The organism is uncultured Desulfovibrio sp. (assembly GCF_902477725.1).
GTDB lineage: Bacteria > Desulfobacterota > Desulfovibrionia > Desulfovibrionales > Desulfovibrionaceae > Desulfovibrio.
This window is the reverse complement of record NZ_CABSIF010000001.1, coordinates 149,114-165,509: the sequence shown is the minus strand read 5'-3', so window position 1 is coordinate 165,509 and position 16,396 is coordinate 149,114. Positions and strand designations below refer to the sequence as shown.

Annotated in this window: 9 protein-coding genes; 4 read left to right on the top strand and 5 right to left on the bottom strand. The window is 60.0% G+C overall.

Translation table 11 applies throughout. The features are described from left to right. Positions 1 to 4 precede the first annotated feature (4 nt). On the bottom strand, positions 5 to 2,680 hold the full coding sequence (gene alaS / locus RDK48_RS00710) for an alanine--tRNA ligase (RefSeq protein WP_298996097.1): 2,676 nt from the start codon (positions 2,678 to 2,680) through the stop codon (positions 5 to 7). Positions 2,681 to 2,759: 79 nt separating this feature from the next. Then, on the bottom strand, positions 2,760 to 3,842 hold the full coding sequence (gene recA / locus RDK48_RS00705; protein ID WP_298996095.1) for a recombinase RecA: 1,083 nt from the start codon (positions 3,840 to 3,842) through the stop codon (positions 2,760 to 2,762). Positions 3,843 to 4,052: 210 nt separating this feature from the next. On the opposite strand from recA, the gene RDK48_RS00700 reads away from it, so the two are divergent. The 4 genes from RDK48_RS00700 to RDK48_RS00685 all read left to right on the top strand — a co-directional run bounded on the left by RDK48_RS00700 (position 4,053) and on the right by RDK48_RS00685 (position 8,799). Continuing rightward, the gene (locus tag RDK48_RS00700; RefSeq protein WP_298996093.1) at positions 4,053 to 5,204 is read left to right on the top strand and encodes a tRNA(5-methylaminomethyl-2-thiouridylate) methyltransferase; all 1,152 of its coding nucleotides are present in this window, start codon (positions 4,053 to 4,055) and stop codon (positions 5,202 to 5,204) included. Between the two features lie 332 nt (positions 5,205 to 5,536). After that, the gene (gene dksA, locus RDK48_RS00695) at positions 5,537 to 5,899 is read left to right on the top strand and encodes an RNA polymerase-binding protein DksA (RefSeq protein WP_022659715.1); all 363 of its coding nucleotides are present in this window, start codon (positions 5,537 to 5,539) and stop codon (positions 5,897 to 5,899) included. Positions 5,900 to 6,324: 425 nt separating this feature from the next. After that, positions 6,325 to 8,007 carry an NFACT RNA binding domain-containing protein gene (locus RDK48_RS00690; RefSeq protein ID WP_298996090.1) on the top strand — a complete coding sequence of 561 codons (1,683 nt, stop codon included), beginning with the start codon at positions 6,325 to 6,327 and terminating at the stop codon, positions 8,005 to 8,007. Positions 8,008 to 8,049: 42 nt separating this feature from the next. Continuing rightward, positions 8,050 to 8,799 carry a hypothetical protein gene (locus RDK48_RS00685; RefSeq protein WP_298996088.1) on the top strand — a complete coding sequence of 250 codons (750 nt, stop codon included), beginning with the start codon at positions 8,050 to 8,052 and terminating at the stop codon, positions 8,797 to 8,799. A gap of 99 nt (positions 8,800 to 8,898) precedes the next feature. On the opposite strand, the gene RDK48_RS00680 is transcribed toward RDK48_RS00685, so the two are convergent. From RDK48_RS00680 to nifJ, 3 genes are all read right to left on the bottom strand, one after another. Beyond that, complete coding sequence (locus RDK48_RS00680; protein WP_192112697.1) at positions 8,899 to 10,110, bottom strand: acetate kinase; 1,212 nt, start codon at positions 10,108 to 10,110, stop codon at positions 8,899 to 8,901. 163 nt (positions 10,111 to 10,273) lie between these two features. Beyond that, a complete protein-coding gene (gene pta / locus RDK48_RS00675; RefSeq protein ID WP_022659720.1) occupies positions 10,274 to 12,382 on the bottom strand; it encodes a phosphate acetyltransferase in 2,109 nt (702 codons plus the stop codon). A gap of 188 nt (positions 12,383 to 12,570) precedes the next feature. Continuing rightward, a complete protein-coding gene (gene nifJ, locus RDK48_RS00670) occupies positions 12,571 to 16,104 on the bottom strand; it encodes a pyruvate:ferredoxin (flavodoxin) oxidoreductase (protein WP_298996086.1) in 3,534 nt (1,177 codons plus the stop codon). Between the last annotated feature and the right edge of the window lie 292 nt (positions 16,105 to 16,396).

Sequence of the window (16,396 nt, the reverse complement as noted above, 5' to 3'; positions counted from 1 at the left end):
GTCCTTATTGTTCGATGCGTTGTTTCAGCACGGCAAAGGCCTCGTCAATGCCATCGGCCTTTGTGCCGCCCGCCTGGGCCAGGTCGGGTCTGCCGCCGCCGGAGCCGCCGCAGGGAGCGGCCACGTCCTTGATAAGCGCGGGAGCAGTGAATTTTCCGTGCAGGTCTTTGGAAACGTAAAGCAAAAGCCCAACCTTGCCGTCTTCAGCCGTTGCCAGGCAGACAACGGCATTGTCGGTAAGGCGCGAGCGCACATCGTCCATGACTTCGCGCAGGGCTTTCACAGGAACATTATCAAGCTTGGCAGCCAGCATGCGCACCCCGTTGACGTCCTGCGCGCGGGCGGCCAGATCGGCCCCGGTGGCAGGTGCGGCGGCGGCTTTTTCCGAGGCCTTGCGCAGCTTTTTCACATCGCCTTGCAGGGCGGCCACGCGTTCGGCCAACTGGCCGGGGCGCGCCTTGAGTATGCCCGAAAGCGCGGCAAGTTCCGCGCGCTGCTCAACAGCCTGGGCATAGGCGTTCCAGCCGGTTACGGCCTCTATGCGCCGCGTACCGGCGGCCACGCCGCTTTCAGAAACGATCATGAAGGCCCCGGCCTCGCCGGTGCGCTCAAGGTGTGTGCCGCCGCACAGTTCCACGGATTCAGGTTCGCCCTTTTCCGCGCCGGAAACTGTGAGCACACGCACAATATCACCATATTTTTCGCCAAACAGGGCCATGGCCCCGGTTGCCATTGCTTCGGCCACGGGCATTTCCCTGGCGGCCACAGGCAGATCGGCCATGATGGCGCGGTTCACGTCGCGCTCCACCGCCGCCAGTTCTTCAGGCGTGAGGGCCGCAATGTGCGAAAAGTCAAAACGCAGGCGGTGCGGGTCAACCAGAGAACCAGCCTGCTTCACATGGGTGCCCAGCGCGCGGCGCAGGGCAGCGTGCAGCAGATGGGTGCAGGTGTGGTTGCGGGCCGTGGATTTGCGCTGGTCCGCGTCCACTTTGAGGGTGGCCTCGCCGCCCTTGTGCAGCTCGCCCTTGGTCACTTCAATTTCATGCACCAACAGGGTGGGGGCAGGTTTGTGGGTGGTCAGTACCCGCGCCTCGCCGGAGGTGCTTGCCAGCGTGCCCATGTCGCCAGCCTGACCGCCGCCCTCGCCGTAAAAAGGCGTGGCAGCGGTAATGGCGTAGCCGGTATCGCCCTCGCCGAGGTCGGCCACTTCTTCGCCAGCGGCATTGAGCAGCAGGGTCAGGGGGCTGGTTTCGGTCAGGCGTTCATAACCCACAAAGGTGCTGGTTACGCCAGCATCCAGCAGGGGCTTGAACACGTTTACGCCGTCAGCCTGACCCAGCAGGCCGCCTTTTTTCTGATGCTCGCGGGCGCGCTTGCGCTGTTCACCCATGTGCTTTTCAAAGCCCTTGGCGTCAGCGGTGAAGCCGCGCTTTTCAGCAACGTCGGTCACGATATCGAGCGGGAAGCCGTAGGTGTCGTACAGCTTGAAGCAGAACTCACCGGGAATCTGCGTCTGCCCGGCGGCCTTGAGGGATGCCAGTTCTTCGTCCAGCAGTTCCAGACCCTTTTGCAGGGTGAGGGAGAAACGCTGTTCTTCCTCATGCACGGCGCGGGCGATAAAGTCGGCATGCTCGGTCAGCTCTGGATAGGCATCGCCCATCACTTCCGTAACCTTGCGGGCCACCTTGTACATGAAGGGTTCGTTCACGCCAATGAGCGTGGCAAAGCGCAGGGCGCGGCGAATCAAACGACGCAGCACATAGCCACGGCCCTCGTTGGAGGGCAGCACGCCGCCAGCCACAAGGAAGGCGGCCGAACGGCTGTGGTCGGCAATGACGCGCAGGGCCGTATCCACATCGTTGGTGTCGGGCGCGCTGAAGCTGTAGCTCACATTGGCAAGCGAGGCGGCGTACTGGATGATTTCCTGAAACAGGTCGCAGTCAAAGTTGGAGCGTTTGCCCTGGGCAACGGCGGCCATGCGTTCAAGGCCCATGCCCGTATCAATGTTCGGATTGGCAAGAGCTACGCGAGTGCCGTCGGCAGACTGGTCAAACTGGGTGAACACCAGGTTCCAGATTTCAAGGAACCGGTCGCAGTCGCATTTGCCGATGCCGCAGTCCGGCCCGCAAGACATGTCTGCGCCCTGATCCACATAAATTTCAGAACAGGGGCCGCAGGGGCCGGTATCGCCCATGGTCCAGAAGTTGTCTTTTTCGCCCATACGGACGATGCGGTCGGCGGGCAAACCGGCAACCTCGGCCCAGATGGCCGCGGCCTCGTCGTCCTCGCGGAACACTGTGACCCAGAGCTTTTCCTTGGGCAGTTCAAGCTCCTTGCTTACAAATTCCCAGGCCCAGGTGATGGCTTCGCGCTTGAAATAGTCGCCGAAAGAGAAGTTGCCCAGCATTTCAAAAAACGTGTGATGGCGCGCGGTGCGGCCCACGTTTTCAAGGTCGTTGTGCTTGCCCGAAACACGCAGGCATTTCTGGCAGGTAGTGGCGCGGCTGTATGCGCGCTTTTCCTCGCCAAGAAACAGCTTCTTGAATTGCACCATGCCAGCATTGGTAAACAGCAGGGTGGGGTCGTTGGGCGGAATAATGGGGCCGGATTCGACAATTTCATGCTGGTGGCGTTTGAAAAATTCGAGGTAGCGGCGGCGTATTTCTTTGGCGGTGAGCATTTACTGGCTCCGTAATGGGGTCTGCGCGAACAACGACCGCGCACCACCAAGGCGCGCGGTCGCAGGTAAAAAATGGCCTTTATTCGTAAGTGGGCGTGGGGGCTTCGCCTTCGTCCAGGTCTTCTTCTGTGGGTACAAATTCCTTGGGGTTCAGGCCCAGAAATTCCACAACCTTGGCTTCAATCTGGTTGCGCAGATCAAGGTTTTCATCCAGCAGCGCACGTACTTTTTCGCGGCCCTGGCCGAGCTTTTCGTTTCCAAATGCAAACCACGAGCCGCTCTGGTCGATGATCTTGGCTTCAATGCCGAGGTCAAGCAGTTCGCCGGAGCGCGAAATGCCCTGACCGTACAGAATGTCAAAAATGGCGCTGCGGAAGGGCGGGGCAACCTTGTTTTTGACCACCTTGACCCTGGTGCGCGAACCAAACGATTCTTCCTTGTCCTTGAGGGTCTGGATGCGCCGGATATCAAGGCGCACGGAAGAATAGAACTTGAGCGCGTTACCGCCGGTGGTGGTTTCGGGGCTGCCGTAGCCGGTCACGCCGATCTTCATGCGGATCTGGTTGATAAAGATCACAGACGTGCGCGATTTATGGATGGTGCCGGTGAGGCGGCGCATGGCGTGCGACATAAGGCGGGCATGGCCGCCCACCTGCGTTTCGCCCATGTCGCCATCCAGTTCGGCCTGCGGAATAAGCGCGGCCACAGAGTCCACTACCACAAGGTCAACCGCACCGGAACGCACGAGCATGTCGGCAATATCCAGCGCCTGTTCGCCGTAATCGGGCTGCGAAATGAGCAGTTCGTCGGTGATGACGCCGAGACGTTTGGCGTAAGCAATGTCAAGAGCGTGTTCTGCGTCCACAAAGGCGCAGGTGCCGCCCATTTTCTGGCATTCTGCAATAATGTGGAGGGTCAGCGTGGTTTTGCCCGAAGATTCCGGGCCAAAAATTTCGCTGATGCGCCCGCGCGGAATGCCCCCCACGCCAAGGGCCAGATCAAGGCCGATGGAACCGGTGGGGATTACGGGAATATTGACGTGGGCATCGTCGGAAAGCTTCATCACAGCGCCCTTGCCGTACTTGCGTTCGATGGTGGCAAGTGCGGTGCCCAAGGCTTCGGCGCGCGCGTTTTCCTGACTCATGGCCGGTTTCTTCGCCATAGCTCATTGCTCCGGGTAAAAATATCTTCAAGCGCATTAGTGTAGCAGACCAAGGCGAGCAAGGCAAATGCCAGATCGGCGGAGAGGCTGCGCTTGTGCCACCACTAATTGAGTTTAATTCCTGATAGAGGTAATTGCAAGCAGGTAAAAGCAGGGCAAGGCTTGCATGCGCCCCTTGCGCACCGGCGATTGCTGTCGTACAAGCGCGGCATGAGCGATTCTCCCCAAATAATAGTATTGTTTTCCGGCGGGCTCGACAGTCTGCTCACAGCCAAACTGCTCGAACGCCAAGGCCTTGCCGTGCGCTGTCTGCATTTTTATTCGCCCTTTTTTGGCGGTGAAGCGGCGGCCGCACATTGGCGCAAGATTTACGACCTTGATATTGTTACTCAGGATGTTGGCCCCCAGTTTGCCGCCATGCTGCGCCAAAGGCCTGAACACGGCTTTGGCAAGGTGCTGAACCCCTGCGTTGACTGCAAGATCCTGCTGCTGCGCGAGGCCCGCAAATATATGGAAAGCGTGGGCGCCAAGGCCCTGGCTTCGGGCGAGGTTCTGGGGCAGCGTCCCATGTCACAGCGGCGCGACACGCTGAACGTTATCATGCGTGATGCCGCCGTGGCCGATATTTTGCTGCGGCCACTGTGCGCCAAGCATCTGCTGCCGACTCCTGTTGAAGAAAGCGGGCTTGTGGACCGCTCGCGTCTGCTGGGCATCTGGGGCCGGGGCCGCACCGAGCAGCTGAACCTTGCCAAGGAATACGGCATCAAGGAAATTCCCACGCCGGGGGGCGGCTGCCGCCTGACCGAGCGTGAGAACGCCCGCCGCTACTGGCTGGTGCTCACCCGTTTGCCGGAGCCAGGCGCCAGTGATTTTACCCTTGCCAATCTTGGGCGTCAGTTCTGGCACAGCGAAGGGCAGAACCACTACTGGCTGTGCGTTGGGCGCAACAGCGCGGACAATGATCTGCTGGCCGCAGCCGCAGGTCCGGACGATCTTATCCTGCGCATGCGCGACATGCCGGGGCCGTTGGCTCTGGCCCGCAACGGAGCCTTGTGGCCCGAGGGCGTGCTGCGCACCGCCTGTCAGATGACGGCCTCTTACGCGCCCAAGGCCGTTGCCACCGGGGGGGATGTGTTTGTGCGCGCCCGCCGTGGCGAGGAATTTACAGACGTATCCGTTCCCACGCGGCGTTGTGAGGATTTGTGGAACGAGCCTGCCTGGGAAGAAATCAAGGGCGTTATCCGCGCCGAAGCACGCGAGCGGCAAGCCGCACAGGATGCCGCCAAGGCCGCAGCCCGCGAAGCCCGCTACGAGGCCGAGCGGCTTGAAGCCGGACGGGAAGACGATCCAGCTGGAGCCTGATTGCCACGCAACGTTCACCATAAATTCTTATTTTTGCGCTTTTATGGCACCTTAGGCCCCGGTTTAACCGGGGTTTCTGTTTGTGCCAGTCGCCAAAGTGCATGCTTTGCGTAATCTTGAGGGCACAGCTTTACAAAGGTTGCGCATGTAGCTATATGAGTCCATTGCATCAAAAGAGCATTTTCATTGAGAGGTGCTCTGAGCGGGCCATGCCGCCGCATGGCTGGCCAATGCAGGATATGCGGTGCGAATCGCTTGCTCCATGCATGCTCCTGCCAGGCCTATTAGTAGACCGTTCATGCGCCCCCCAGCGGCGTCCGCCGGAGGTTTAAATGGATCACAAGGATTTAGAATACTTTCGCAAGCTTCTTTCCGACATGCTTGAAGAAGCGAAGCAGAAGGGTGACAGCACCCTGGAAGAACTGACGGATAGCAACGAAGTGTTTGCCGACCCGGCTGACCGCGCCACTGCAGAATCCGACAGGGCCTTTACCCTGCGCATCCGTGACCGTGAGCGCCGCCTGATCCGCAAGATTCAGGCAGCCCTTACCCGCATTGACGATGGCACCTACGGGATTTGCGAAGACTGCGGCGACGACATCAGCGTTCCCCGTCTCAAGGCCCGGCCTGTGACGCGTTTGTGCATCAACTGCAAAGCCAAACAGGAAGAAGACGAACACCTTCGCGGCGATTAACGTCATTTCTTTGCCTTAAAGGCACTGTTTTTGTTGCTTTCGGCCAGGCGGGCGCTGCGCTCGCGCACTCCCGCTTGCGCCTGACGGCATGCTACTTCGGGTAGGCTCCCCGGTGGTTCCGCCTTGCGGCGGGGGTCTAGCGAACTGGGTCTACGAGATTTCTGGCCCGGTTGCAACGGACGTATCATGCCCATCGGATATGCTGGCGAGGCTGTTACCTGAACCGTCTGCGCAATCATGCCAGCCTGCGGTCTGTCATCTGTTGCACCTGGAACTGCGTTTGCTGCTGCATTTGCGCACGCGTTGGGACATTGTGCGGCCTTGTCTTCGGCAGGGTAATGCCTTCCATCCCGAGCGGGCCGTCTGCCGCGCCTTGCCCCGTTTACTCCCCAGCCATTTACCTTGCCCCGAAGCCGGTCTTTTCTATGGATGCCCATCTTTTCCGCCGTTTTTGTGAAGACCTGACCCCCTTGCTCATTGGCGCAAGGGTGGAAAAAATTCAGGAACCCTCTGATGGACTGCTGGCCCTCATGGTCTACAGCGGTGGGCGCAAGCGGCAGCTTTGCCTGCGCTTTGGGCGAAAGGAACCGTTCTGTTTTGTCACATCCCAACGCATCAGCGTGGGCCGCGCACCTTCAGCGCCCATCATGCGGCTGCGCAAGTATGCCACCGGCCGGCGCATCGTTGCCTGCGTGGCCCGCTGGAGCGAACGCTGTTTGTGGCTGCTGCTCGCTGGCGGCGCTGAGGCTCCCCAACTGCCGCCATTGCCGCAAATGGGGCAGGCAGATGCAGGCTCAGAGCAATCCCCGCGTCTGACCTGGCTGCTGCTTGATCTGCGCGAAGGGCCATCGCTTCGCTTTCTGGCCGAGAATGAATCGCCGGAAGACGAGCAGGCCACCTGGCCCGAGCCTGCGCAACTGGCGGATGCCCTGAACAACTGGCGGCAATGGCCTGTGCTTACCCCCGCCTTGCGCCGAACCCTTGCCTGCCTTGAAGAACCGGAACAGTGGGCCTTGCTGGAAGACCTGCGGACAGGGGGCGGCGATATATTCTGCTACGGCCCCTGCGCGCCTGCCTCCGGTAATGCCTCTGCACCGGCCATGCCACGCCCGGTGCTCGCCATAAGCGCCTGGCCCCTGCCCCCGGAACAGCAAAGGGCCTTGCAGGGCAAGAATGCGGACGCTCCATCTACTGCTGAATTTTACGGACCGGAGGCCCTGAATCTGACCGAACTGGCAGGGCAGGATATGGTGCTTGCCCGTCTGGCTCTGGATCAGGCACGGGAGGCGGCCCAGCCTCTGGACAGGCGCACGCGCAAGCTCGCAAAGCTGCTGGAAAAATTGCGCGAGGAAGAAAACCGCCTTGGCAAGATGATGGCCTGTCAGGCCGACGCTCTGGCGCTTCAGGCCGAATTGTGGCGCTGGCCTGCGGATTTTCGTGCGGCTTGCGTCACCGTAGAGGAAGGCCCGCACGGCCCGGCGCGGGAAATACCGCTGGATCTGCGGTATTCAGTGCGCGATCAAATGGCCCGCCTTTTTCATACGGCCCGGCGCGGACAACGCGGCATGGAACATCTGGCCGTGCGGCGCGGCGCGTTGGAAGACGAACTGGCCTCTCTGCGTCAGGCCCGGCATGACAGCCTGTTGGGTGCCACTGCGGGCGCTGGCGATGAGGCGGCTCCCACCGGGCGCGCGGTTGGTACCGGAATGGCCGCCACCTTGCCCAAAAATGTGCAGATGTTTATAAGTTCAGATGGGTTTGTGCTGCTGCGCGGCCGCGATTCCAAGGGTAATCTGGCCGCGCGCAAGCTTGCTGCCCCGCATGATATCTGGCTTCATGCGGAAAACGGCCCCGGTTCGCACGTGATTATTCGCCGCGCCCACGGTGGGCAGGAAGTGCCGCCGCGCACTCTTGACGAGGCCGGGGCGCTGGCCGCCTGCAAAAGCTGGCAGCGCGACGCCGCCCGGGCGCGCATACAGTATGCCGAGGTGCGTCACGTCAAACCCATGCGCAACGCCCCTGCGGGCACGGTGCGCATAGATAAGTCGCTGCCCTCGCGCGAGGTTCCCGTAGATCTTGCCCTTGAGGAAACGCTGCTGCCCCGGTAAAGGGAAGCAAGCCCCACGGGCGCATTATGGAGAGAGGTTTTCATGGATTTTACAGTTGAAGGCAGGAATTTTCGCGTGATGACCGTAAGGGCGGTTGTGTTGGGCACAGCGCCCACGGCCGACACGCGGGGAACTGTTGTGTCACTGGGGGATAGCACCGGCATGGCATTGCGTATGCCCTGTGGAGAAAAAGGCTGGCAGAGCGCTGCCCTTCAGTTGGAATACGGCACGGAAGTGCAACTGCCCTTGCCGGAACCCTTTGCGGCTGCACAGGGAGATTCGCTGGAACTGGGCTGTCTGGGCCCCGTCGAGGATGTAAAAAATGGTTCGTTCGGCGAAAGCGTGCCGCTGGAGGTCTATGCCGTTCGCAGCACAGCCCCCAATGCCAACCCAAGCGCAGGCCACGGCGAGTCCACAGTTCAAAGCTACGAATTCGCAGACGCTGCCACCGTGATGAAGCGCTGCGGTCTGGCTCGTGCCGACGAATATGTGGTTGAAAAGTACCCGCTGAAAAAAGTTTGTAAAGTCAGCACCATTGTTTTTCTGGTTGGGCTGGTGTGCTTTAGCTTCCTTATGCATCTGTTTACGGAAAGCATGGATGAATTTGTGCGCCGGCTGCCCGATGCCTTGTACATGAGCGCCAAATTCGGGGGTGTTTCTGCCCTTGTAGTCGCCGTGGGCGGGGGCCTGTATGTGAAAAGTTCCAACGACTACAACCGCAAAAAGAAGCTGGAAAGCTATATTCAGCAGTTTGAGCAAGCCATGAAGCACGAGGCCGGAGCAGCCAGCTGACGGTTTTCACATCCGCTCAATTTTTCTGTGCAAGAGTACAAAAAGGCCGCCTCCTTTCGGGGGCGGCCTTTGACATGCATAAGGCAAAAGTAAGCTGGCTTACTTTTTCAGCACTTCCACTGTGGCAAGGGCGATCTGGAGCTCTTCATTGGTGGGGATGATGATCACGGGGATCTTGCTGTCCGGCGTGGTGATGATGCGCGCGCCGGGCTTGCGGGTGCTGTTTTCTTCCTTGTTCAGCTTGATGCCGAAGGCTTCAAGGCCTTCGCAAACCATGGCGCGGACGATGTCGTCGTTCTCGCCGATGCCTGCGGTGAACACCAGAGCGTCCACGTTGCCTTCAAGCAGGAAGAAGTAGGAACCAAGAGTCTTTTTGATGCTGCGCACGAGCAGCTTGAGGGCCAGTTCGGCGCGTTCGTTGCCCTTGTCCACCTGGGCATGCACATCGCGCATGTCGGTGTAGCCGCACAGGCCAAGCAGGCCGGACTTCTTGTTCATCAGGGTGTCGGCTTCGGAGGGGCTGAGGCCCTTCTTTTCCATGACAAAGGGCACGATGGCCGGGTCAATGGTGCCGCAGCGGGTGCCCATCACAAGGCCTTCCAGCGGGGTGAGGCCCATGCTGGTGTCAAAGCACTTGCCGTTTTTCACGCAGCTCATGGAAGAGCCGTTGCCAAGGTGCATGGTGATGGAGCGCAGCTCGGAAAGGGGCTTGCCAAGGAACTCGGCGGTGGCGTTGGCAATGTACTTGTGCGAGGTGCCGTGGAAGCCGTAGCGGCGGATGCGCAGTTCTTCATACAGCTCGTAGGGCAGAGCGTACATGAAGGCTTCCTTGGGCATGCCCATGCCGAATTCGGTATCGAACACGGCCACGTTGGGAACGCCGGGGAAGAGCTTCTCAGCCACTTCAATGCCCATGAGGTTGGCGGGGTTGTGCAAGGGGCCAAGCACGGCGCATTCTTCCACAATCTGCTTCACACGCTCATTCACCAGCACGGGATCGCTCACGGCTTCGCCGCCGTGCAGCACGCGGTGGCCGATGGCGTAAATTTCGCTCTTGTCCTTGATAACGCCCTTGTCGGCGTCGGTCAGCAGAGCGATGACCAGTTCCATGGCTTCCACATGAGTGGGGAAGAAGGCCTCGCGAACAAGCTTTTCTTCCTTGTCCGTATCGGGGGCGATTTTGTGGGTGAGGCGTCCGCCTTCCTGGCCGATGCGTTCGGCAAGACCGGAGCAGAGCACGCTGCGCGTGTCCATTTCCAGCAACTGATACTTGCAGGACGAGGAACCCGCGTTAATCACCAGAATTTTCATAACTCTTCCTTTCCTTGAACTTGTTTATTCTGATCGCGGGCCGGCAGTTTGTGGCGCATGCCTTGCGTCAGTAATGTTTTTGCGGCGGCAGGCTTTATGCGGCGGTTTGCCGTGTCAGGCAAACCGCCGAAAGCTCATGACAGCCGGGGCTGAATATCTGCAACTATTTCTGCGCGGCCTTTTCGGCAGCGGCCTGCACCGCAGTGATGGCCACGGTATTGACGATATCGGGCACGGTGCAGCCGCGCGAGAGATCGTTGACAGGCTTGTTCAGGCCCTGAAGCACGGGGCCGATGGCCACCGCGCCAGCAGCGCGCTGCACAGCCTTGTAGGTATTGTTGCCGGTGTTGAGGTCGGGGAAGATGAACACCGTGGCCTTACCGGCAACCTTGCTGTCAGGCATCTTGGTTTTGGCAACCGAGGGGTCGATGGCCGCGTCGTACTGCAAGGGGCCTTCCAGCGCGAGATCGGGGGCCATTTCCTGCGCGATCTTGGTGGCTTCCACCACAACGTCCACGTCCGCACCCTTGCCGGAAGTACCGGTGGAGTAGGAAAGCATGGCAACGCGCGGCTCAATGCCAAACACCTTGGCCGTGTGGGCCGAGGCAATGGCGATTTCTGCCAGTTGCTGCGCAGTGGGGTTGGGGTTCACGGCGCAGTCGCCAAAGGCCAGCACGCGATCCTTGAGGCACATGAGGAAGACCGAGGAAACCACGGTGAATCCGGGCTTGGTCTTCACAAATTCAAAGGCCGGGCGAATGGTGTGCGCCGTGGTGTTGACCGAACCGGAAACCATGCCGTCGGCATCGTCCTTCTTGACCATCATGGTGGCAAAGTAGGTGGCGTCGGTCATCGTGTCGCGCGCCTGTTCAGGGGTAATGCCCTTCTTTTTGCGCAGTTCGTAGTAGGTATTGGCGTAGTCTTCAAACAGGTCGGATTTCACCGGGTCGATGAGTCGGGCCTTGGCAATGTCCAGGCCAAAGGCGCTGGCCTTGGAGCGGATTTCTTCCACATCGCCCAGCAGGATGATTTCGGCCACATCGCGACGCAGGAGGATATCCGTTGCGCGCAGGATGCGTTCTTCGGTGCCTTCGGCCAGCACGATGCGCATCTTGTTGGCCTTGGCGCGCTGGATCAGCTCGAATTCAAACATCATGGGCGTGATGCGGCTGCTGCGCTCGCCGCCGATGCGGTTTTCGATTTCCTTGCCGTTGACGTACTGTTCAAACAGGCCCAGCACGCTGTTGATCTTGCGCAGATCGCCCGGTTCAATGGGGGCGATGATGCTTTGCAGGGCCATAAAGGCCTTGTAGGTGTGGTGAGGCGTCAACAGAATGGGCAGGGGCGAGCCTGTCCAGCCTTCAATGAATTTGCAGACGTTTTCGGAGGGACGGATGCCCCCGGTCAGCAGCACGCCCGCAATGTCGGGAGTAGAAGACGACAGGCGCGAGGCAATGGCTGCCAGGAGCACGTCAGCGCGGTCGCCAGGGGTGACGATGAGCTGGTCTTTGGCAATGTAGTTGAGCACATTGTCCACATGCATGGCGGCGATAAGGTAGTCACCCACCAGCGCGTCCAGTCGCTTTTCGCCAAACAGCACTTCCGCGTCCAGGCCCTTTTTCACGTCAGCCATGGTGGGCTGGCCGATGGTGGGGTCGTTGGGAACGGAGAAAATCAGGGCTGGGCTTTCCTGCGTGCTGAAGTGGGCGCGCAGTTCGTCCAGTTCTGTCTGCGTGAGGCTGCGGCGGTTCACAATGGTGGCAACCACGTCCAGCGCATAGGGTTCAAGGCTGTCCATGGTGATCTGGAGCGAATCACGAATGTCTTCGGCGCTCACATTGTAGCCGCTGGTGACCAAGAGAACCGGGCAGCCAAGGTTGGCCGCAATTTCGGCATTGAGTTCAAACTCGAAAACCGGGTCTTTGGCAAGAAAGTCTGTGCCCACGCACACAACGAAATCATAGGTTTCCAGCAGCTTTTTGTACTTCTGGATGATGTTTTCGATGAGCAGGTTGCGCGAACCCTGATTGATGATCTGGCGGGCTTCGCGCTGGGTGTAGGCGAAGGTGTCGGCGTAGTCCATCTTGAGCTTGAAGTATTCAAGCATCAGATGGATGTCGGGGTCGCGGTCGTCCCACAGAGGTTCGTTGATGATGGGACGGAAAAAAGCCACCTTGCGCATGCTGCGGGTGAGCAGCTGCATGGCCCCAAGGGCAATGGCGCTCTTGCCCGTCATGGGCCCGGTGGCGGTGATGTATAGACCGTTGTGCATAGTGCCTCCCCTGCTGTGCCGGCAGGCTGGCGGTATTAACGCGAAAAGGGCGCGAGGGCATTCCTCGCGCCCAGGCCTTTAACCTTTGATCCCAAGCGTGTGACATAGCCCGCGCCCGCAGCAGCAGGCTGCCCCCCGGAGAGGAGCCAGATGCTGGCGGGCGCGGGTAGTCATAACGTCAGACCTCTCTACTCGGCGCTGGTGCCGGGGTAGGGCAGATCAGCCATCTGCTTGAGCATGGCGTAGCGTTCAGTATAGGCTTCGGCCAGTTCGGCGCGCAGCTTCTTGGAGACTTCGGGAGCCATCTTTTCCAGAGAGGCAAAACGGGTTTCGCCGCCCAGGAATTCCTGAATGTCAGCAGAAGGAGCCTTGCTGTCGAGCTGGAAGGGATTTTTCTTTTCCTTGGCCAGTTCGGGGTTGTAGCGGTACAGGGGCCAGTAGCCCGAAAGCACGGCCATCTTGGCTTCTTCCTGGCTCTTGCCCATGCCCTTGCGCAGACCCTGGTTGATGCAGGGAGCGTAAGCGATGATGAGCGAGGGGCCCTTGTAGGCTTCGGCTTCGCGGAAGGCCTTGAGCACCTGCTGCTTGTCCGCGCCCATGGACACGGAAGCAACGTACACATAGCCGTAGGTCATGGCCATGCGGCCAAGGTCTTTCTTGCCGGTGCGCTTGCCTGCGGCGGCAAACTGGGCCACGGCGCCAAGCGGGGTGGCCTTGGAGGACTGACCGCCAGTGTTGGAGTACACTTCGGTATCCATCAGCAGCACGTTGATGTCGTCGCCACTGGCGAGGACGTGGTCAAGGCCGCCGTAACCGATGTCGTATCCCCAGCCGTCGCCGCCGAAGACCCAAACGCTCTTCTTGGTGAAGAGATCGTCCATGTGCCACAGTTCATGGGCCAGGGGGCTGTCAAAGCCTTCCAGGTTGGCCATGATCATCTCGCCGTACTTGCGGGAGCCTTCGGCATCGTCCTTGTTGTCCAGCCAACCCTGGAGGGCGGCCTTCAGTTCGGGAGAAGCGGTTTCTTCCTTCAGGGCTTCCTGAACCTTCATGGCCAGCAGGCCACGGCGCTGTTCGTAGGCAATGCCCATGCCGCAGCCGTATTCGGCGGCGTCTTCAAACAGGGAGTTGCCCCAGGCCGGGCCAAAGCCGTCCTTGTTGGTGCAGTAAGGCGTGGTGGGCGAAGAAGCGCCCCAGATGGACGAGCAGCCCGTGGCGTTGGCCACGATCATGCGTTCGCCGAACATCTGGGTGAGCACCTTGACGTAAGGCGTTTCGCCGCAACCGGCGCAGGCGCCGGAGAACTCGTGCAGGGGCTGCTGCAGCTGCGAACCCTTGACGGTGTCGCGAGCCATGAGCTCGTCCTTGAGCGTGATGTTGGCTTCTGCGAAGGCCAGATTTTCTTTCTGGGTGGGCATCTGGGTGTCAAGGGGCTTCATAACGAGGGCCTTGACCTTGGCGGGGCACACTTCAGCGCAGGAGCCGCAGCCCAGGCAGTCTTCAGTGTACACCTGAATGCGGAACTTCATGCCCTTGAGTTCTTTGCCAATGGCGTCCTTGGTCACAAAGGACGCGGGCGCGCCGGTCAGTTCTTCCTCGGTGGCGAGCACCGGGCGGATGGCGGCGTGGGGGCACACAAAGGAGCACTGGCAGCACTGGATGCAGTTTTCAACCTGCCATTCGGGCACGTCGATGGCGCAGCCGCGCTTTTCGCAGGCGGCGGTGCCAAGGGGCATGAAGCCAGCCGGATCCATGGCGGACACGGGCAGCTTGTCGCCCTGCTGGGCCAGAATGGGACGTACAACGGCGCTGATGTATTCGTCATCGTCGCAGCAGCAGGCAGCGGCGCCTTCGGTGGCAGTGGCCCAGGAAGCGGGGTATTTCACTTCTTCCAGAGCGTCCATGCCCTTGTCCACGGCGGCAATATTCATGTTGACGATCTTGTCGCCCTTGCTGCCGTAGGTTTTCTTGATGGATTCCTTGAGCAGGCCCACAGCCTTTTCAAAGTCAAGCACGTTGGCAAGCTTGAAGAAGGCAGTCTGCATGATCATGTTGATGCGGCCGCCGAGGCCCACTTCCTGGGCAACCTTGACGGCGTCCACGTTGTAGAACTTCAGCTTCTTGCGGGCGATGACGCGCTTCATGGAGGCAGGCAGGTGCTTTTCCATGTCGGCCAGCGACCAGTTGGAGTTCAGCACAAAAGTGCCGCCTTCCTTGATGCCTTCAAGAATGTCGTACTGGGTCACGTAGGCAGCCTTGTGACAGGCAACGTAGTCGGCCTTGGTGATCAGGTAGGAAGAGGTGATCTGTTCCTTGCCGAAGCGCAGGTGCGACACGGTGAAGCCGCCGGACTTCTTGGAATCGTAAGCAAAGTAGGCCTGGGCGTAGAGATCGGTGTTGTCGCCGATGATCTTGATCGCCTGCTTGTTGGCGCCCACGGTGCCGTCAGCGCCGAGGCCGAAGAACTTGCACTGCACGGTGCCAGCGGGCACGGTGTCGATTTCTTCTTCCACATCAAGCGAAAGGTTGGTGACGTCGTCGTTGATGCCCACGGTGAAGTGGTTCTTGGGCTGAAGGGCCATCATGTTGTCGAACACGGCCTTGGCCATGCCGGGGGTGAAGTCCTTGGAGCCCAGGCCGTAGCGGCCGCCAACCAGGGTGGGAGCTTCGCCCTTTTCGAGGAAGGCGGTGCACACGTCCTGATACAGCGGGTCGCCAAGAGCGCCGCTTTCCTTGGTGCGGTCAAGCATGGTGATGCAGGTAACGCTGGCGGGCAGGGCGCGCAGCAGATGCTCGGTGGAGAAGGGGCGGAACAGGTGCACCTTCACGAGGCCCACGCGCTGGCCCTGTGCGTTGAGGTACTTCACGGTTTCTTCAATGACTTCACAGGAAGAACCCATGGAAACGATCACGCGGTCGGCTTCGGGGTGCCCCACATAGTCAAAGAGGCGGTACTTGCGGCCAGTGATGGACTCAACCTTCTTCATGTTCTCAAGCACGATGCCGGGCACGGCGTCGTAGTAGAGATTGGAAGCTTCGCGGTTCTGGAAGTAAATGTCGGGGTTCTGGGCGGTGCCGCGAATGTGCGGATGCTCGGGGTTCATGGCGGTGGCGCGGAATTCGGCCACCTTTTCCCAGTTCACCAGGGGGCGGATGTCTTCGTAATCAATGGTTTCGATCTTCTGCACTTCGTGCGAGGTGCGGAAGCCGTCAAAGAAGTGGCAGAAGGGCAGGCTGGCGTCGATGGCGGAAAGATGCGCAACGAGGGCCAGATCCATGCATTCCTGCACGGAGGAGGAAGCCAGGAAGCAGAAGCCCGTCTGACGGGCGGCCATCACGTCCTGGTGGTCGCCAAAGATGGACAGGGCATGGGAGGCCAGAGCACGAGCCGAAACATGGAAAACGCCGGGAAGCAGTTCACCGGCGATTTTGTACATGTTGGGGATCATGAGCAGCAGGCCCTGGGAAGCCGTGTAGGTGGAGGTAAGGGCGCCGGCGGAAAGCATGCCGTGCACAGCGCCAGCGGCGCCGGCTTCGGACTGCATTTCGCGCACATTCACGATCTGGCCGAACAGGTTTTTGGCACCTTTGGCGGCCATTTCGTCCATAACTTCGCCCATGACGGACGAAGGGGTGATGGGGTAAATGGCTGCCGTTTCCGACAGAGCGTAGGCAATGTGCGCGGTGGCGTTGTTGCCGTCCATAGTTTTCATATGAGCCATCTGTTCCTCCTTGGCGCCCACAGGCGCGCAATGTTTTTACAAAATCAGCGTGGGTCGGATCGGCCCCTGAGATAAGGCCCCGCACTTGGCAGGGACGGGCAACGGCTAGTGCCGTGAAGTGAACACAAAATGGAGGCTGGGAGTGGAATCGTGGTAGAAAAACCCTACCCAATCCGGCTTTTCGCGTCCACCAAAAAAGCTTGGTATCACTTGTTTTGGAGCCTTGCTGCACACCCTCGTCTGCCCCGACGGAATGCGCGTTTTTGCGCTTACCATAAAATTGTTTGTTTGA